This is a genomic window from Bordetella genomosp. 12 (assembly GCF_002261355.1).
GTDB lineage: Bacteria > Pseudomonadota > Gammaproteobacteria > Burkholderiales > Burkholderiaceae_B > Bordetella.
Genome location: NZ_NEVU01000001.1, coordinates 992,598 through 1,010,458, shown reverse-complemented (window position 1 = coordinate 1,010,458; position 17,861 = coordinate 992,598). Strand labels below are relative to the sequence as shown.

Here is a 17,861-nt window from a genome sequence, read left to right as displayed (position 1 = left end):
TTTCATGAAATAAGTCCTGTTGAGAATAAATCAGGACAGGCCGGCGGCCCGCCCCTGCCGCCGGCGCGCGCGGGCCCCTCCTTCCCGGCGTGCGACATGCGTGTGCGCGAGGCCGCGCGGCACCTGGCACAAGGCCCGCCGGCCCGCGGGCTCGGCGGGCCGGCAGGCGCTTACCAGCGATGCTGATAGATCAGCTTGAGCACCGCGCCCGAGGCGGGCAGGCGGCTGGTGTTGGTGTTACTGCGCAGCAGCTGGCTGTACAGCGGGTAGTAATCGCGATTGAAGAGATTTTCCACACCCAGGGTCAGCGTGTCCTTGGCGCTGAACTGGTAACGGGCCATCAGGTCCACCGTGAAGTAACTGCTGACATCGCGGCGGCCGAAGCTCGCCACGCCGTCGAGCCGGTAATCATGCGCGGCCTGGAAGTTGCCCTGCAGGCGCGCCGTCCAGCGCTCGTTGGGCCGGTACTGCAGGTAGGCGCTGAGCTTCAGCGGCGGAATGCGGTAGCCCGTCATGTCGCGCCAATCGCCATTGTCCGGCTGCTCGCGGCCCTGCATCCAGGTCAGGGTGCCGCCCGCGCCCCAGCGTTCGTCGTCCGTGGTGGTGTCGAGCGTGGCTTCCACACCGTAGATGCGCTCCTTGGTGCGCGTCAGGATGAGGCCATTGTTAAAGCTCTGCACGTCGCCCAGCTTGGAGGTGGTGTAGAACAGCGCCAGCGAGGTCGAGGTCCGGCCGAAGCTACCGCGCCAGCCCAGCTCGTAGTTGTTGATCTTGACCGGTTCGAGATCGGAGGACGAGATATCGAAGCCCGGCCGGGCGTTGCGCATCTGCACCCCGATATCCGGCAGCTGAAAGCCCTGGCTGAACGTGGTGTAGAACTCGTGGTCGGGCACCGGCGCGAAGGTCAGGCCGATATTCGACAGGATGGCGTCGTAGTTGACCGAGCCGCCCGACACCCGGGTCGGATTGGCCACGCGCAACTGCGACAGCGGCATGAAGTCGTCGAAGCTGGCCTGCGCGTACTCGTACCGCAAGCCGCCATGGGCCGACCACTGCTCGGTGAAGCGATGCTCCAGTTGGGCAAAGATGCCCGTGCTGCGCGTGGTCAGCTCGGGCATGTACGTCAGGCGCCCGGTTTTGCGAAACACCCGTCCGCCGCTGGCGTCGAAGGCCGCCGCGTCGAAGATATCGATGGGCATGTCGCTGCGTTCCTGGTTGAAGTCCGCGCCCCACAGCAAGCGTGTGTGCTCGGCCAGCGGCGTGTCCAGCGTCAGGCGGCTGCCCCAGACCTTGGAGCTTTGCATGACCTGATCCACATGGTTGCCGCGCGTGACCACCGCCCGCGCGTCGAACGGCGTGAAGCGGGTGTAGAAGTCGCGGTAGTACACCTGCGCCGACAGTTTGCTGCCCCAGACGTTGAGGTGCTCGTATTCGAGGTTGAGCATGGTATTGCGGATCTGGTTCTGATCCACCAGCTCCAGGCCGCCCAGCGGCAGCGCGCGCGTCGAGCCGGCCGGCAGGCGCGCCACCGTCGGATCGGAACCATAGTCTGAATCCTGATCGGCGTTGTAATAGCTGGCCGACAGTTGCACGCGCTGTTTGTCGTCGATGCGCAACCCCAGCTTGCCGCCCAGGCTGTAGATATTGGAGTCGAACAGATCACCCTGGCTGGGTTCGGAGGCAATGCGCCGGCCCCGTGCGTCATAAGAGGCGCCGTTATGGCGCGCGCCCAGGTCCAGCGCGTAGTCCAGCATGCCCTGGCTGCCGGCGAAGTACTGCTGCAATTGCCCGCCCAGGCCGTCGGCCCGCAGGCGGCTCAGCGGCGAGATGGCCGTGACCGTGGTCTCGGCCACCGGCTCGCCGCCTGCCGGACGCGTCGTGATGGACACGATGCCGCCCGTGGCGCCCGCGCCGTAGATCGAGCTGCTGCCGCGCATGACTTCGATGCGCTCGATGGACGCCGGATCGACGTTGGCCAGGTTACGCGACGAGTCGCGGTTGGTGTTGAGCGGGATGCCGTCGACCAGCACCAGCATGCCCCGGCCGCGCAGCGTCTGACCGTAGTCGGTGATCGTGCGGCTGGAGTCCGCCATGCCCGGCACCTGTTTGGACAACAAGGTCGCGAGGCTGTCGGAACCGGTGCGCAGCTCCTGCAAGGCCTCGCGCTCCAGCACGATGGTCTGCTGCGTGGCGAACAGACCGGAAGTGCGCGAGGCGCTCACCTCGATGGGCGCCAGCTCGGAGGCGGCTGGCGCCGGCTCGAGAATGTAGGCGTCGCCGTCTTGCCGCAGCCGCAAGGGCTGGCCCGCCAGCAGCGCCTCCAGTGCCTGGCGCGCCGACATCCGCCCCGAGACGGCTGGCGCCTGCAGGCCGCGCACCAGGTCTGGCGAATAGAAAACCTGCAGGCCCTGGGCCTGCGCCAGGCTGCGGATCGCCTGATCCAACGGCTGCGCGGGCAGCGAAATATCGACGTCGGCGGCGATGGCCGCGGCGCTGGCCATCCAAAGCACCGCGCCGGCCGTGGCCAGCCGCACGCGCCGGCCCGGTTTTAGTCTGCGATTCACTTCCTCTTCTCCCTGAATCCGGCCGGGTTCGTTCCCGGCAATGGCGAAGAAGACGCAGCGGCGCGAAAAAACCTGAATCGCCGGCACAAGTATTTTGTAACAGCGCGCCGTCAGCGCGGCACGACCTCGACGCGGCCATCGGCCAGCGTGCGCAGTTCGACCGGCAGGATGCGCGGCAAGGCGCGCAGAAAGGCCTCGGTATCGTCGATGCGGAACACGCTGCTCAGGCGCATCGTGGCCAGGCGCGGATCCGCGGCCGGCACGACCGCATGCTCGCGGTAGCGCGACACCTCGCGCAGCGCCGCGCGCAGATCGGTGTCGGTAAAAACGATCTGCCCCGAACGCCAGGCCAGGGTGGTCTCCAGACCGGCCGGCTCGACCGCCCCGACCCGGCCCTGCGGGTCCACGCTGGCGGCCTGCCCCGGGCCCAGGGCCACGGCCCGGTCGTCATGCTTGCCGGCCACGCTCACCGAACCGGATTCGACCGCCACGCGCAGCGCCTGACCATCGCGCCGCACATCGAAACGGGTGCCGGTCACGGTGGCGGTGCCCGCGCCGGCGTCCACCGAAAAGGGCCGGCTCGCATCCTTGACCACGGAGAACATGGCTTCGCCGGCCAACAGCTCCACCTTGCGGTGGTGGGCATCGAAGCGCAACCGCAGATGGCTGCGGCTATTGAGTTGAGCCAGAGAGCCGTCGGGCAGGCTGACCTCGCGGCGCTCGCCGGCGGCGGTGCGATACTCGATCAGCGGCTCGCCGGGCAAGGACCGCCACACCACGACACCCAGCCCCAGCGCGAGGGCACAGGCGCCCAGCGCCAAGGCCTGCCGGCGGGCAGGCCGGTGGCCGGGCGGCTCGGCCAAGGCGCGCAGACGGTCGGCCGGCACCTGCGCGGCGGCCTGCCAGATGGACTCCAGCGCCTGAAACTCATAGCGGTGGCGCGGATCCTCGCGCAACCAGGCATCGAGGTCGGCGCGGCCGGCCGCGTCCAGGGCGTCGGCGCGGCTGCGTGCGAACCAGCGCGCAGCCTGGGCACGCACCTCGTCGGCCTTGCGGTCAGTTGGGCGCATATTCCCCCAGGCGCTCGCGCAGGTGCAAAGCAGTGCGGATCATGTATTTTTCGACCATGTTCTTGGACAGGCCCATGCGCTGGGCGATCTCGGCCTGGGACAGGCCCTCCAGGCGCTGCCAGATAAAGACCTGGCGGCACTTGAGCGGCAACTCCGCCAGGGCGGATTCCAGCGCCTCGCCCAACTGCTGCGCGCGGGCTTGCGCCACCGGATCGCCCAGCGTGCCGGGCTCGGCAGCTATGGTATCAAGCGGCACCCACTGGCGGTCGCCCTCACGGCGGAAGTTGTCGATCGCCGCATTGCGCGCGGCCTGATGCAGATAGGCCCGCGGCTGCTCGATCTTGGCGCTGTCGGCCTCCAGGCATTTGACGAAGGCATCGTGCGCAAGATCGCGGGCCGCGTCGCGGCAGCCCAGCTTCCGGGTCCAGACCGCAAGCAGCTCTTCGTAAAAGACAAGGAAACCGGAAGGACGCATGGCACATGATCGTTAAGGCCACACATGATAATGGTTTCAATTATCAATTACCAAACGGCCGGTCCGCAAACCGGCCGGCCGGCACGGCGTCAATCCACCTCGGCGCCCGAGCGGCGCACCACCTCGCCCCATTTTCCGACTTCGGCGGCAACGAAATCCGCCGTCGCCTTCGGCGATGAAGGCATGGCTTCGGCGCCGCGGTCATGGAAGAACTTGCGCATCTCCGGGCTGTTGAGCACCTGCCCGATATGCTGGCTCAGGCTGCCGGTGATCGCATCGGGCGTGCCCGCCGGCGCCAGCACGGCGGCCCAGCCGATGGCCTCGAATCCGGGATAGCTCTCGGCCACGGTGGGGACGTCGGGCAGTTGCGCCAGGCGCTTGCGCGTCGTGACCGCCAGCGGCACCGCCTTGCCTGACTGGATGTGCGGCAGCGCCGCGGTGACCGAGTCCACCATCAAGGGCACCTGCGCGCCCAGGAAGTCGGCCTGAGCCGGGCCGCTGCCCTTGTACGGAATGTGGCGCACATCGACATTGGCCGCGGCCTTGAACATCTCGGCCGCCAGATGTTGCGTGCCGCCGATGCCGGCGCTGGCGTAGACCAGCTCGCCCGGTTCGGCGCGCGCGCGCTCGACCAGGGCCGCAAGGCTGGTGATGCCCGAGGCCGGCGTGGCCAGGAAGACCAGCGGCACGGAAAACACGCCGGACACCGGGGCGAAATCCTGGGTCAGGCTGTAGTTGATGTTTTTGTACAGCGTCTGGTTGACCGCGGCGGCGCTGCCGGCGATCACCAGCGTGTAGCCGTCGGGCTTGGCGCGCGCGGCCTCGGCCATGCCGATGTTGCTGCCCGCGCCGGCACGGTTCTCGACCACGATCGTTTGCTTGAGGTTGCTCCCCAGTTTCTCGGCCAGCGCGCGCGCGAAGATATCGGTGGCCTGCCCGGGCGGGAAGGGCACGATCAGGCGGATGGGGCGGTCGGGATAGGCGGCGTGGGCGGCCGAGGCCAGCGCCAGGCTGGCGCACAGGCCGGCAAGAATACGTTTCATGATCAGCTCGAAAAAGGAAATCGTCGCGGGCCAGGCCCGCCCTGTCTCGGTACGCCTTTTGAGCCACCGTCGGGCTGGCGCGCAGCACGCGGCCCCCCCTCCTGCCCTTGTCGGGCCAGGCCTTCATGATAAAGGCAAACGCGGCCGGGCTCGTCGCGCCGCCGCTTGCCGGCAGGGCTGGCCCGGCGCAGCCCGCCTTGCGGGCCCGCGGTATTTGCTCATAAGCACAAGAAAAGAACGAATCCTTCGTTGGGCCGCGCGGCACGCTGTCATAGAGTTTTCGTCAGCAGTGATGCCCGTGATTTTCTTTTCTGGAGCCCGCCATGAACGACCGCCTCAGCCGTGTCCAAGCCTCGCGATCCGCCGCCGTCAAGGCCACGCTGGACTATCCGGTGATCGACACCGACGTCCACGTCAACGATTACGCCCCCATCCTGGAAGACTATGTGCAGCACTATGGCGGCGCCAAACTGGTCGACGCCTTGCGCCGCGCATTGGGCTCGCGCTTCGCGACCAAGTCGCAGGGGCGTGATTGGTATGCGCAGACCGCGCAAGAACGCCAGTACCACCGCACGCTGCGCTCGCCCTGGTGGGCGCGCGTGACACGCAATACCCTGGATCTGGCCACCTACACCCTGCCCGAACTGCTCTATGAGCGTCTGGCCGAACAGGGCGCGGATTACTCCGTGCTCTTTCCGAACGATGTGCTGGCGCCCCTGGCCGCGCGCGATGACACGCGCCAGGCCCTGCACCGCGCCATCAATCATTTCCACGCCGACCAGTACCGCAAGTACAGCGACCGGCTCACGCCGGTGGCGGGCATCCCGATGACCACGCCTGCCGAAGCGATCGAAGAACTGGAATTCGCGGTCAAGACGCTGGGCCTGAAGGTGATCAACATCCCTGGCGGCGTCAAACGCCCTATCCGCGCCATCGCCGACAAATACCCGGCCAGCGACTATCCCGACATCGCCCGGCATGCGCACTACACCGACTTCTACGGCATCGACAGCGAGTACGACTATGACCCCTTTTGGGCCAAGGTGGTCGAGCTCGGCGTGCCGGTTACCACGCATTACGGCAGCCAGGGCTGGACGGGCCGTCAGTCCATCAGCAACTACATGTTCAACCATATCGGCCATTTCGCTGATGGCTCGCAAGCCTTCGCCAAGGCGCTGTTCTTCGGCGGGGTGACGCGGCGCTTTCCGGGCTTGCGCGTGGGGCTGCTCGAAGGCGGCGCCGACTGGGGTTCGCACGTCTACACGCATCTGGTGGATCGCTGGGAAAAGCGCAATCGCGTCGCCGTCCAGAACTACAACCCCGCCAACGCCGACCTGGCCCTGCTCAAGAGCCTGTTCGAGCGCTACGGCGCGGACTTCATCAAGGGGCGCGACCTGGATCCGGCGCAGTTGCTGCGCGATAGCCTGGGCATCTCCGCCCTGCCCCACAGCCGCGATCCCCATCCCGACGAACTCGACGACTTCGCCCTGGCCGGCATCGAAAAGGTCGAGGACATCCGCGACCGCTGGGTCAACAGCTTTTACTTCGGCTCGGAAGCCGATGACCGTACGGTGGCGGCCGCCTTCAATGACCGGGTCAATCCGCTGGGCGCCAGGATCAATGCCATCTGGTCCTCGGATGTGGGCCACTGGGATGTCCCCGATCTGACCGAACCCCTGGCCGAAAGCTGGGACCTCGTCGAACAGGGCGTCCTGAGCGCCGAGGATTTCAAGGCCTTTGTCTTCGGCAACCCCTACCGCTTCTACACCGAAGCCAATCCCGCCTTTTTCGCCGGCACCGAAGTCGAGCGCAAGCTTGCCCCCCAGGCCAAAGCGGCCTGATCCCTGGAGTCCTGCATGAACACCGTGTCCAAGACGGCCGCCCGCGCGGCCCTGATTCTCGCCTTGGCCCTGTCGGCCAGCGCCCAGGCCGCCGAGGTCATCCGCATCGGCGTGGCCACCGCCGGCGGCGGCGACCCCATCACCTGGGGCGGCTCCCCCGGCGGGGTGGCGCGCGCCACCCACGCGCTCGAAGACGCCTTCAAGGCCGATGGGGTCAAGGTCGAATGGCTGTTTTTCAAGGGCGCCGGACCCGCGGTCAACGAGGCCTTGTCCAACAAACAGATCGACTTCGCCTATCAGGGCGATCTGCCGCAGGTCGTGGGCCGCGCCAATGGTCTCAAGACCAAGCTGCTGCTGGTCAGCGGCGCGCGCAACAACCTCTATGTCGTCGCGCCGCCGGCCTCTCCCTTGGCGCGCATCGAAGATCTCAAGGACCGCAAAGTGTCGATCTTTCGCGGCACCAACGGCCATCTGGTCGCCATCAATGTGCTCGCCGCGCACGGGCTGGCCGAGCGCGATATCAAGGGCGTGAATCTGGACGCGGGCAGCGCGCAGGCGGCCCTGGTGTCCAACGGCGTGGACGCGGCGTTCGGCGGCTATGAATGGTTCAAGGTGCGCGACCAGGGCCTGGCCAAGGTCATCTACTCCACGCAGGGCGAGGATCCGGCCCTCACGCGCCAGGCGTCGCTGCTGGTGCGCGAGGACTTCGAGCGGGACAATCCCGCCCAGGTGCAGAAGGTGGTCGACGTTTTCGTTCAGGCGGCCAAGTGGGCCTCCGACGAAAACAACCGGGATGCGCTGTTCAAGATCTGGGAAAAGAGCGGCGTGCCCTATGCCTCGTGGGCCGCCGAGTTCGACAAGCAGGATCTGGCCGTGCGCAATTCGCCGCTGGTCGATGACTTCATCATCGCGCGCTACAAAGCGGTCGCGGCGGATGCCCTGAAAGAAAAACTCATCCGCCGTGAAGTGCCCATCGACGGCTGGTTCGACACCCGCTATCTGGAACAGGCGCTCAAGACGCAGGGCCTGACGGGTTACTGGACCCCGTACGACGCCAGCGGCAAGGCCGTGGCGGCGCCGCGCCAGGCCAGTGCGCAATAACGTGCCCCGCCGAGGAACCGTCATGAGCACTGTGAGCCTGCCGCGCCTGCCGGCAATCGCCCTGGATGGCCGCAACCTGGCCTGGCAGATCGCGCCCTGGCTGCTGCCCATCCTGTTGTACATCCTCTGGCACGCGGGTGCGGCCCAGGGCTGGATCTCGCCCCAGGTCCTGCCGCCACCCGCCTACGTCTGGGACACGCTGCGCGAGCTGGCCACCAGCGGCGATCTCTGGCTGCACCTGGGCGCCAGCATGGCACGGGTGCTGGTGGGCTTTGCCGCCGGCGCGCTGCTGGGCCTGGCCCTGGGCGTGGCCATGGGCCTGTGGCGTCCGCTGCAGGCCTATGTGCTGCCGCTGTTCAACGCGCTGGTGCAGATCCCCGTACTGGCCTGGCTGCCCTTCGTGCTGCTGCTGGTGGGCATCGGCGAGACCCTGAAGTACATCCTCATCGCCAAGGCCGCGCTCGTGCCCGTGACGCTGGGCACATTGCAGGGCTTTCGTCAGGCCAGCCCCGCCTTGCGCGAAGTGGCGCGGGTCTACGGCTATACCCGGCGCCAGGAAGTGCTGGAAGTGGTGTTGCCTCTGGCCACGCCGACCATCTTCACCGGCCTGCGCCTGGGCTTCACAAAGGCCTGGCTGTCGCTGGTGGTCGTCGAACTGGTCGCCTCGAGCGAAGGCCTGGGCTACCTCATCGTGTATGGCCGCCAGTTGTTCCAGCTCGATCTGGTCATGGCCGCCGTCATCATCGTGGGCGCCGTGGGCTATGCCATCGACCGCCTGCTGGACTGGACCGAAGCGCGCCTGATCGGCGCCAGCCGCCGCCGCAACGCACAGGGAGAACGGGCATGAGCACGCAAACGCTGGCCACGGGAGACGAACACCAGCGCCGCTGGCACGGCGCGGTCCTGCCCCTGGCCCTCATTGTCCTCTGGTGGGCCGCCTCGCAGGCCGGCGTCGTCAACTCGGCCTTGCTGGTCTCGCCGGCGAAAGTGCTGGCAACGGCCGCCGACCAGATTCTCACCGGCAAGCTCTGGCGCGCCCTGGGCGCGAGCCTGGCGCGCGAGTTGACCGGTTTCGTCATCGGCACCACCAGCGGCCTGCTGCTGGGCGCGCTGCTGGGGCTGTCACGCCGCTTCAACCGCCTGGTGGGCCCGAGTTTCAACACCTTCAAGCAGATCTCGCTCTTTGCCTGGATCCCGCTGATCTCGGTGTGGTTCGGACTGGGCGATATCGCCAAGGTAGTGTTTCTGTCGCTGGCCGCGCTCGTGCCGGTGGTCGTCAACACCTGCGACGGCATACGCAGCACCCCGCCGGCCCTGCTGGAAGTCGCCCGCGTGTATGGCTATACGCGCTGGCAGACCTTTCTGTACGTGGTGCTGCCCGCGGCCACGCCGGCCATCTTCACGGGCATCTATCTGGCACTGATCTACTCCTGGCTGGCCACCATCGGCGCCGAGTATCTGCTGGTTGCCGGCGTCGGCATCGGCAATCTGCTCATCGAGGGCAGCGAACACTTTCAGATGGATCTGGTGATCTTCGGCATGTTCGTCGTCGGCCTGGTCGGCTGGCTGATGAACGCGCTGGCCCGCTTCCTCGAACGCCGCCTCGCCTTTCTGCGCGGCGCGGCGCAATAACAACAGGACAGACCCGCATGACACAGCATTCTCAAACCCCGCTGGACCTGGACCTGCAGGCCGTCAGCAAACGCTACGCCAGCAACCAGGCCGACGGCGGCGTGCTGCAGGTGCTCGAAGGCATCGACCTGCACATCCCCTCGGGCGAGTTTCTCTCCGTGGTGGGCACCAGCGGTTGCGGCAAGTCCACGCTGTTGCGGCTGATCCTCGGTCTGGACGATCAATACGAAGGCCACATCACGCTGGGCGGCGCCCCCGTGCGCGGAACCGGACCGGAACGCGGCATCGTGTTCCAGGATCACCGGCTCTTCCCCTGGCTGACGGTGGCCCAGAACATCGCCGTGGGCCTGCGCAACGCCGGCGTGAACGCGGCCGAGAAACGCGACCGCGTGGCCGAGCATATCGCGCTGGTCGGGCTCGAGGGCTTCGAGCACTCGTATCCGCACCAGATCTCCGGCGGGATGGCGCAGCGCGTGGCGATCGCGCGCGGTCTGGTCAACCGCCCGCGCGTGCTGCTGCTGGACGAACCGTTTGGCGCGCTCGACGCCCTGACGCGCGCGCGCCTGCAAGCCGAGCTGCAGCGTATCTGGCAGAAGGAGCGCATCACCATGATTCTGGTCACCCACGACGTCGAAGAAGCCGTCTTTCTCGGCGACCGTATCGTGGTCATGCAACCGCGTCCCGGGCGCATCCGCCGCATCGTGCCCGTGCCGCTGGCCCATGCCCGCAACCGCAGCGACCCGCGCTTCATTCAGATCCGCGACGATGTGCTGTCCGATTTCCTCGGGCCGGTGGCGGAAGCGCCGCTGCCCGAGCGCCCCTTGGTTCAACCCTCTCTTGCCTCGCTGCGCATGGCGTGGTGACCGCCCGGAGACTTTCATGACCTCACGACACATCAAGCTCGGCGCCTTTCTCATGCAGACGGGCCACCATATCGCCGCCTGGCGTCATCCCGACGCGCAGGCGGACGCCGGCGTCAACATCCGCCACTACGTGGACCTGGCCCGGCGCGCCGAAGCCGCCTGCTTCGACGCCCTTTTTCTGGCCGATTCGGTCGGCGTGCGCAACAGCGAGATCGACTCCCTGGCGCGCACCGCGCGCAGCGACCAGTTCGAGCCCCTGACGCTGCTGTCGGCGCTGGCCATGGTGACCGAGCGCATCGGTCTGATCGCCACGGTCTCGACCACCTACAACGAGCCCTATCATGTCGCGCGCAAGTTCGCATCGCTGGACCACATCAGCGGCGGACGCTCCGGCTGGAACCTGGTGACCTCCAGCGGCCAGGGCGAGGCGCAGAATTTCAATCTCGACGAACACGTCGAACACGCCGCCCGCTACGCGCGCGCGGCCGAATTCCACGATGTGGTGCTTGGTCTGTGGAACAGCTGGGAAGATGACGCCTTCGTGCGCGACACGGTCAGCGGCCAGTACTTCGACCCGCAGAAAGTCCACCCCCTGAACCATCGCGGCGAGCACTTCCGGGTGCGCGGCCCCCTGAACGTCGCGCGCTCACCGCAAGGCCGCCCCGTCGTCGTCCAGGCCGGCGCTTCGGCCGCCGGACGCGATCTGGCCGCGCGCACCGCCGAAGTCATCTTCGTGGCGCATCAGACCTTCGAGGAAGCCCAGTCTTTCTACCGCGACATCAAACAGCGCGCCGGCGTCTACGGACGCCATCCGGACGACATCAAGATCATGCCGGGGATCTTCCCGGTCATCGGCCGCACACAGGAAGAGGCCGAGGAGAAGTTCGCCCGACTGCAGGATCTCATCCATCCCGTCGTGGGCGTGCGCCTTCTGTCGAACATGATCGGCGCCGATCTGAGCGGCTACCCCGTTGACGGCCCCCTGCCCGATCTGCCGCAGACCAACGGCGGCAAAAGCCGGCAGCAACTGCTGGTGGATCTGGCGCGGCGCGACGGGCTCACCATCCGGGAGCTGTACCTGCGCATCGCCGGCGCTCGCGGGCACCAGCAGATCGTGGGCACCCCCCAAAGCGTGGCCGATCAACTGCAGCAGTGGTTCGAAGAAGAAGGCGCCGATGGATTCAACATCATGTCGCCCTGGCTGCCCGGCGGGCTGGACGACTTCATCACGCTGGCCCTGCCCGAGCTGCGCCGCCGGGGGCTGGTGCGCACCCGCTACCAGGGCACGACCTTGCGCGAGCACCTGGGACTGCGGCGTCCGGCGCATCCGGCGGCCGAAGCGCGCCAGGCGCGCGCGGCCGCCTGAGGCCGGCTCACAGCTTGGCGACCGAGACCTCGGTGGCCTTGACGAAAGCCAGCACCTCGGTGCCGATCTGCAAATCCAGCTCCTTGACCGACCGGGTCGTGATCACCGACGTCACGATGCCGGCCGGCGTTTCGATGTCGACCTCGGAGACCACGGAGCCGAACACGATCTCCTTGATCTTGCCCCGGAACTGGTTGCGCGCATTGATGGAAGGAAGGGTCACAATAAAACTCCTGCGTGAATCGCCCGGAAAGCCCCGGGGTGGCGGGTCCGCGGGCATCGCTGCCGCGTGATCGCATAGCCTAAGGCGATCCGCCCCGCCGGCAAACGCACAATTGCGACTAAGGATATAAGCGCGCGGCCTCAGGCGCGATACCGGCTGACGGCGGCTTCATCCCATTGCAAGCCGACACCCGGCGCTTGCCCGATGATGGCCTGGCCGTCCTGAAAGCCCAGCGGCTGGCGCAGAATCGGCGCCGCCAGATCCATGCGCTCCAGATAATGCGCGCCAGGGGAGGCGGCCAGCACATGCGCGCTGAACTCCTGGAAGATGTGGCTGGACAGGGGCACCCCGTGCGCCTGGGCCAGCGCGGCGGCCCGCTGCCAGGCCGTCACGCCGCCGATCTTCATGATGTCGGGCATGGCGTAATCGCAGGCGCCGGCGCTCAGGGCCTTGTGCATCTCCTCCACGCCGAACCAGTTCTCTCCCATCTGCACCGGCACCGGACCGCGCAGCCGCGCATGGCCCGCATAGTCTTCCTGCAGCGTCGGCTCTTCGATCCAGCACAGCCCTTCATCGCGCAGGGCATGCAGGCGTTGCGCGGCCTGCGGCACGCTCAGGCCCTGGTTGTAGTCGGCCATGATGGCGACCTCGTCGCCCACTGCGCGCCGCAAGGCCCGCAACACCCGCAAATCCTCCTGCAAGGTGGGATAGCCGATCTTGGTCTTGATGGCCCGAAAGCCCTGTTCGCAGGCCTGCGCGGCCCGTCGCACGCCCAAGGCCTCGCCATCCATGGCGTGGCTGTCATAGGCCGCCAGCGGCGCGCACGTGCCGCCCAGCAGACGCGCCAGCGGCATCTCGCACGCCACGGCCAGCGCATCCCAGGCCGCCATATCCAGGCCGGCGCAGGCCATGCCGGCCAGACCGGTGCGGCCCAGCAGGCGCAGACGTGCGCCGAGCCGGCGATCCAGATCGACGGGCGCCAGGGGCTGCCCGGCCACTACCCCGGCCAGTTGCGAGACCAGCAGGCAGGTCGGCGCCAGGGCCAGCGGCGTATAGGTGAAAAGGTAGGCGCGGCCCACCACGTCCGGCCGGCTGGTGTGCAGGTCGATCAACACCAGCGGCGCGGCATCGACCACGCCGACGCTGGTGCGGATGGGATGCTCCAGCGGCACCAACACCGCGCGCGCCTGAATCCCGGTAATGACGATGTCCAACGCTGGTCCCGACATATCGCTTCCCCCTTGGGCTACAAACCCAGATACGCCTGCATGACGCGCGGATCGCGCAACAAGGCTTGCCCGCTGCCCGACACCGTGATGCGCCCCACTTCGAGCACATAGGCGTGGTCCGCCAGCGCCAGGGCCGCACGCGCATTCTGCTCCACCAGCAGCACCGGCATGTCCAGATCGCGCAGGCGCGCCACCACGTCCAGCACTTCGCGCACCAGCAAAGGCGCCAGCCCCATCGAGGGCTCGTCGAGCAGCAACACCTGAGGGCGGCTCATGAGGGCGCGGGCAATGGCCAGCATCTGCTGCTGGCCGCCCGACAGGGTGCCCGCCGGCAGCGACCGCTTCTGCTGCAGCACGGGAAACAGCGCGAACATCTCGTCCATGCGTTCGCGCGCCTGACGGCCGCGCACATACCCGCCCAACAGCAGATTGTCTTCGACCGACAAGGGGCCGAAGACCTGGCGGCCCTCCAGCACCTGCGCCAGGCCCAGACGCACCCGGCCGTCGGCGCTGGCGCGGGTAATGTCCCGGCCCAGAAGATCGATGCGCCCGGCGCGCACCGGCACCAGCCCGGACAATGCCCGCAACAAGGTCGTCTTGCCCGCGCCATTGGCGCCCACCAGGGCCACCAGCTTGCCCCGGGGCAGATCCAGGTCGATGCCGTGCAGCACTTCGATGCGGCCGTAACCCGCTTTCAGGCCGCGCACCGTCAGCGCCTGCGCGGCGCCCGGGGTTTCATTCTGCATGGCTGACATCGTCGGCTCCCAAATAGGCCTGGATCACTTTCTCGTCGGCGCGAATCTCCTGCGCGCTGCCTTCGGCCAGCCGCTTGCCGTGATCGAGCACCAGAATGCGGTTGGACACGTCCATCACCAGCCGCATGTCGTGCTCGACCAGCAGAATCGTGATGCCGCTGTCGGCGATGCGGCGGATGAGCCGGGTGAGCTCGGCCGTTTCGCTATCGTTCAGGCCGGCCGCGGGCTCGTCCAGCAACAGCAGGCGCGGTTCGCTGGCCAAGGCGCGGGCGATCTCCAGGCGCTTGAGCACGCCGAAAGAAAGCTGCGAGGCGTGATGGGCGCCGTAAGCGCCCACGCCCGCCATCTCCATCCAGCCCAAGGCCTCCTGGGCCAGGCGGCGGTCGGCCGCGCGCGTCCAGCCGAACAGGCCCGCCAGCAAGCCGGCATGCTGGCGCAGATGCGCCCCCAGCATGACGTTCTCGCAGGCGGTCATGTTCATGCAGATCTGCAGGTTCTGGAACGTGCGGCTCAAGCCCCGGCGCGCCAGTTGTTCGGGAGCCATGCCCCCCACGGGCTTGCGGTCGAGCAGAATCTCGCCCGCGCTCGGCGCATACACGCCGCTGATCAGATTGAACAGCGTGGTCTTGCCCGCGCCATTGGGCCCGATGACGGCATGCACATCGCCCTCGCGCACCGAGAAGCTGACATCCTGCACGGCGGTCACGCCGCCGAAATGGCGGCTCAATCCTTGGACTTCCAGCATCAGGTTCTCCGGCGCAGAAGATGTTGCAGCGTGGGAACCAGTCCCTTGGGCAGAAAAATCATGGTCAGCATGAGGATGAGGCCAAAGCACATCATTTCGTACTCGTGCAGGCCGCCCAGCAACTGCGGCAACAGCGTCAGCAGCGCCGCGCCCAGCACCGCCCCGAATGTCGAGGCCATGCCGCCGAGCACCACCATGGTCGCCAGCTCCACCGAATAGGTGAAACCGGCCAGCGACGGCGTGATGAATCCCAGGTAGTGCGCCGTGAGGCAGCCTGCCAGCGAGGTGAAGACAGCCGACGCCACGAAGGCCCGGACCTTGTAGCTGGCCACATTCACGCCGGCCACGCGGGCGGCGACTTCCGAGCCATGCAGCCCGCGCAGTGCGCGGCCTGCCGGCGAGGCATAGAGATTGAGCGACAGCGCTACCGCGCCAAAGAGCAGAACCGCCGCCAGGGCGTACCACAGCGTCATGCCCTCGACGGCATGGCCCATGACCTCCAGCGGCCCCACCGGCATGCCGTCCGGGCCGCCCGTCCAATCGACTTCGTTGATGAGGATGATGTTGACGATGATCCCCAGGCCCAGTGTCGCCATGGTGAGCGAATGGCCGCGCAGCCGCAGAATCGGCCGCGCCACCACGTAGGCCACGGCTGCCGCGCCCAGCACGGCGGCAGCCATCGCCGCCAGCGGCGGCCAATGCAGATGGACCGTCAGGATGCCCACGCCATAGGCGCCGATGGCGACGAAGGCCGCGTGACCGATGCTGACCTGGCCGGCGAATCCCATCAGCAGGTTCAGGCCCACGGCGGCAATGCCGGCCAGGCAGATGCGGACCGCCAGATCCATGAGGAAGTTATTGCCCAGGGCCAGGGGCAGCAGCGCCAGCACCAGGGCCAGCACACAGAGCGAGGGGCGGAGAGGCCAGGCTTTCATACACGCTCCGAACTGCGTTTGCCGAAAATGCCCTGCGGCATGACCAGCAGAATGACGATGATGAGCACAAAGGGCACGGCGTCCTTGTAGGCCGAAGACACATACCCGGCCATGAAGGCTTCCAGCAGCCCGACCAGCAGGCCGCCGGCCACGGCCCCGATCCCGCTGCCGAGTCCGCCCAGGGTAGCCGCCACGAAGCCCTTCATGCCCAGCATCAGGCCCAGGTCGTAGACCGTGGTGGTGATGGGCGCGGCGGTCACGCCGGCCACGGCGCTCAGCCCTGCGGCCAGGCCAAACGACAGCATGAGAATGCGCGAGGTGCTGATCCCCACGGCCTGCGCCGCCAGGCGGTTGGCCGCCACGGCCAGCATGGCCTTGCCGGTGAGCGTGAAGCGAAAGAACACCGCGCAGCCCAGCACCATCAGCAGCGACACGCCCCAGATCCACAAGCTCTGCGGCAGCACATAGGCACCGGCCAGCGAGATGGCCTCATCGCCGCTGAAAGCGGGCAGCGTGCGCTGGTTCTTGCCCAGCACCAGCTGCACCGCTCCCTGGATGAAGAGCGAGGCGCCGATGGTGATGATGATGAGCGACAGCACATTGGCCTCGCGGGCCGGGCGGATGGCCAGGAAGTACAGCAAGAGCCCCACGGCGATACCCACCCCCACGCCCGCCGCCACGGCGGCCGGCAGCGGCACCTGGGCGGCGACCAGCGTGGCCGCGACCATGCCGCCCAGCATCAGAAAATCCCCTTGGGCGAAGTTGATGATGCCGCTGGCGTTGTAAATGACGGAAAAACCCAGTGCCGCCAGGGCGTAGATGGCGCCCGTGGTCAGCCCGGCGAAAACGAATTGCGCGAAATCAGCCATGCGAGCCTCGCTTGTCGAAATCCTGCCTGCAAATATGCGTTGCGCCGAAGTCCTGCACGCGCGCCACCCCCATGAGGGTCATGGTGCGCGCCAGCTCGGCGGCCAGAAGCGTCAATACCTGTTCCACACCGGCCTGCCCTGCCACGGCCAGGCCATAGGCCATGGGCCGGCCCACGAAAACGCCGTTCGCGCCGCTGGCCAGGGCGCGCGCCACATCGGCGCCACGGCGCACCCCGCCATCGACGAACAGCGGCAGGGTCTGCCCCGCCGCGGCGCGGATCTGCGGCAGCATCCGAATGGCGGAAGGCGCGGCATCCAACTGGCGGCCGCCGTGGTTGGACACGATGATGCCGTCCACACCCAGGCTGGCGGCCCGGCGCGCATCCTCGGGATGCAGCACCCCTTTGAGCAGCAAGGGCCCCCGCCACAGCGAACGCAGCCAGGCCAGATCCTCCCAGACCAGCGAGCGATCCATGGCGCGCGCCAACAAGGCCGCCTGGGCCTGGGGCGATGCCGTCTGCCGCTGCGGCGCCAGGTTGACGAAACCCGGCGCGCCGGACGCCGCCATCCTGGCCAGCCAGCGGGGATGGCGCAGCATGTCCCATAGCATGGCGGGCCCGGGACGAAACGGCAGCGAGAAACCATTGCGCACATCCCGCTCGCGGTAGCCGCTGACCGGCACGTCGATGGTCAGCACCAGCGCATCGAAGCCGGCCGCCTGCGCCCGCTGCACGATCTGCTCGGCCAGTTCGCGCGCCTGCATGACGTACAGCTGCATCCAACAGGGGCCGGACGTGGCCTCGCGCACGGCCTCCAGCCGGCTGTTGGAGGCCGTCGACAGGACATAGGGCAGGCCCGCGGCACCCGCCGCCGCCGCGGCCAGCACATCGCCGCCCGGGCGCACCAAGCCCGCCAGCCCGACGGGCGCCACGCCCACGGGCGCGGCCCAGCGCTGGCCGAAGACGTCCACGCCGGTATCGACATGGCGCGTATCGCGCAGCCCCTGCGGCAGCAGATCCAGCCGCTCGAGGTCAGCGCGATTGCGCGCCAGGCAGCGTTCGTCCTCGGCGCCGCCTTCGACATAATCGAACACGAAGCGAGGCAGCACCCGGCGGGCCCGCTGACGGAAATCCGCGACATTCAAACGCAT

The 17,861-nt window shown here is 67.7% G+C and carries 17 protein-coding genes; 6 read left to right on the top strand and 11 right to left on the bottom strand.

The window, feature by feature from the left end; genetic code table 11:
- Nucleotides 1-170: 170 nt before the first annotated feature.
- The 4 genes from CAL22_RS04725 to CAL22_RS04710 all read right to left on the bottom strand — a co-directional run bounded on the left by CAL22_RS04725 (nt 171) and on the right by CAL22_RS04710 (nt 5,152).
- Nucleotides 171-2,501, bottom strand: a complete 2,331-nt coding sequence (locus CAL22_RS04725) for a TonB-dependent siderophore receptor (RefSeq protein ID WP_244193800.1) — start codon at nt 2,499-2,501, stop codon at nt 171-173.
- Between the two features lie 173 nt (nt 2,502-2,674).
- Nucleotides 2,675-3,634 (bottom strand): FecR family protein, encoded by a 960-nt coding sequence (locus CAL22_RS04720; RefSeq protein ID WP_094810807.1) that lies wholly within the window; start codon nt 3,632-3,634, stop codon nt 2,675-2,677.
- Nucleotides 3,621-4,109: a sigma-70 family RNA polymerase sigma factor gene (locus CAL22_RS04715; RefSeq protein ID WP_094810806.1), complete on the bottom strand. Its 489-nt coding sequence runs from the start codon at nt 4,107-4,109 to the stop codon at nt 3,621-3,623. The genes CAL22_RS04720 and CAL22_RS04715 overlap by 14 nt, the downstream gene beginning before the upstream one ends.
- 89 nt (nt 4,110-4,198) lie before the next feature.
- The gene (locus tag CAL22_RS04710; protein WP_094810805.1) at nt 4,199-5,152 is read right to left on the bottom strand and encodes a tripartite tricarboxylate transporter substrate binding protein; all 954 of its coding nucleotides are present in this window, start codon (nt 5,150-5,152) and stop codon (nt 4,199-4,201) included.
- 323 nt (nt 5,153-5,475) lie between these two features.
- Here CAL22_RS04710 and CAL22_RS04705 point away from each other — a divergent pair, with 323 nt between their 5' ends.
- Genes CAL22_RS04705 through CAL22_RS04680 form a run of 6 tightly spaced genes read left to right on the top strand, consistent with a single transcriptional unit; the run spans nt 5,476 to nt 11,955 of the window.
- Entirely contained in the window at nt 5,476-6,993 is a 1,518-nt protein-coding gene (locus tag CAL22_RS04705; protein ID WP_094810804.1) for an amidohydrolase family protein, read from the top strand.
- A gap of 15 nt (nt 6,994-7,008) precedes the next feature.
- A complete protein-coding gene (locus tag CAL22_RS04700; RefSeq protein ID WP_094810803.1) occupies nt 7,009-8,094 on the top strand; it encodes an ABC transporter substrate-binding protein in 1,086 nt (361 codons plus the stop codon).
- 22 nt (nt 8,095-8,116) lie between these two features.
- Nucleotides 8,117-8,941, top strand: a complete 825-nt coding sequence (locus CAL22_RS04695; RefSeq protein WP_094810802.1) for an ABC transporter permease — start codon at nt 8,117-8,119, stop codon at nt 8,939-8,941.
- Nucleotides 8,938-9,726 (top strand): ABC transporter permease, encoded by a 789-nt coding sequence (locus CAL22_RS04690; protein ID WP_094810801.1) that lies wholly within the window; start codon nt 8,938-8,940, stop codon nt 9,724-9,726. The genes CAL22_RS04695 and CAL22_RS04690 overlap by 4 nt, the downstream gene beginning before the upstream one ends.
- A 17-nt stretch (nt 9,727-9,743) precedes the next feature.
- The gene (locus CAL22_RS04685) at nt 9,744-10,589 is read left to right on the top strand and encodes an ABC transporter ATP-binding protein (RefSeq protein ID WP_094810800.1); all 846 of its coding nucleotides are present in this window, start codon (nt 9,744-9,746) and stop codon (nt 10,587-10,589) included.
- 16 nt (nt 10,590-10,605) lie between these two features.
- A complete protein-coding gene (locus CAL22_RS04680; protein WP_094810799.1) occupies nt 10,606-11,955 on the top strand; it encodes an LLM class flavin-dependent oxidoreductase in 1,350 nt (449 codons plus the stop codon).
- A gap of 7 nt (nt 11,956-11,962) precedes the next feature.
- Here CAL22_RS04680 and CAL22_RS04675 read toward each other — a convergent pair whose 3' ends face one another.
- The 7 genes from CAL22_RS04675 to CAL22_RS04645 form a co-directional block, all read right to left on the bottom strand.
- On the bottom strand, nt 11,963-12,178 hold the full coding sequence (locus tag CAL22_RS04675) for a TOBE domain-containing protein (protein ID WP_094810798.1): 216 nt from the start codon (nt 12,176-12,178) through the stop codon (nt 11,963-11,965).
- Nucleotides 12,179-12,318: 140 nt separating this feature from the next.
- A complete protein-coding gene (locus CAL22_RS04670) occupies nt 12,319-13,407 on the bottom strand; it encodes an enolase C-terminal domain-like protein (protein WP_094810797.1) in 1,089 nt (362 codons plus the stop codon).
- Nucleotides 13,408-13,424: 17 nt separating this feature from the next.
- The gene (locus CAL22_RS04665) at nt 13,425-14,153 is read right to left on the bottom strand and encodes an ABC transporter ATP-binding protein (protein WP_094810796.1); all 729 of its coding nucleotides are present in this window, start codon (nt 14,151-14,153) and stop codon (nt 13,425-13,427) included.
- Nucleotides 14,143-14,907 carry an ABC transporter ATP-binding protein gene (locus CAL22_RS04660; RefSeq protein WP_094810795.1) on the bottom strand — a complete coding sequence of 255 codons (765 nt, stop codon included), beginning with the start codon at nt 14,905-14,907 and terminating at the stop codon, nt 14,143-14,145. The genes CAL22_RS04665 and CAL22_RS04660 overlap by 11 nt, the downstream gene beginning before the upstream one ends.
- On the bottom strand, nt 14,907-15,842 hold the full coding sequence (locus CAL22_RS04655) for a branched-chain amino acid ABC transporter permease (protein ID WP_094810794.1): 936 nt from the start codon (nt 15,840-15,842) through the stop codon (nt 14,907-14,909). Before CAL22_RS04655 ends, CAL22_RS04660 begins: the two co-directional genes overlap by 1 nt.
- Nucleotides 15,839-16,711, bottom strand: a complete 873-nt coding sequence (locus tag CAL22_RS04650) for a branched-chain amino acid ABC transporter permease (protein WP_094810793.1) — start codon at nt 16,709-16,711, stop codon at nt 15,839-15,841. Before CAL22_RS04650 ends, CAL22_RS04655 begins: the two co-directional genes overlap by 4 nt.
- Nucleotides 16,704-17,861, bottom strand: a complete 1,158-nt coding sequence (locus CAL22_RS04645) for an alpha-hydroxy acid oxidase (protein WP_094810792.1) — start codon at nt 17,859-17,861, stop codon at nt 16,704-16,706. The genes CAL22_RS04650 and CAL22_RS04645 overlap by 8 nt, the downstream gene beginning before the upstream one ends.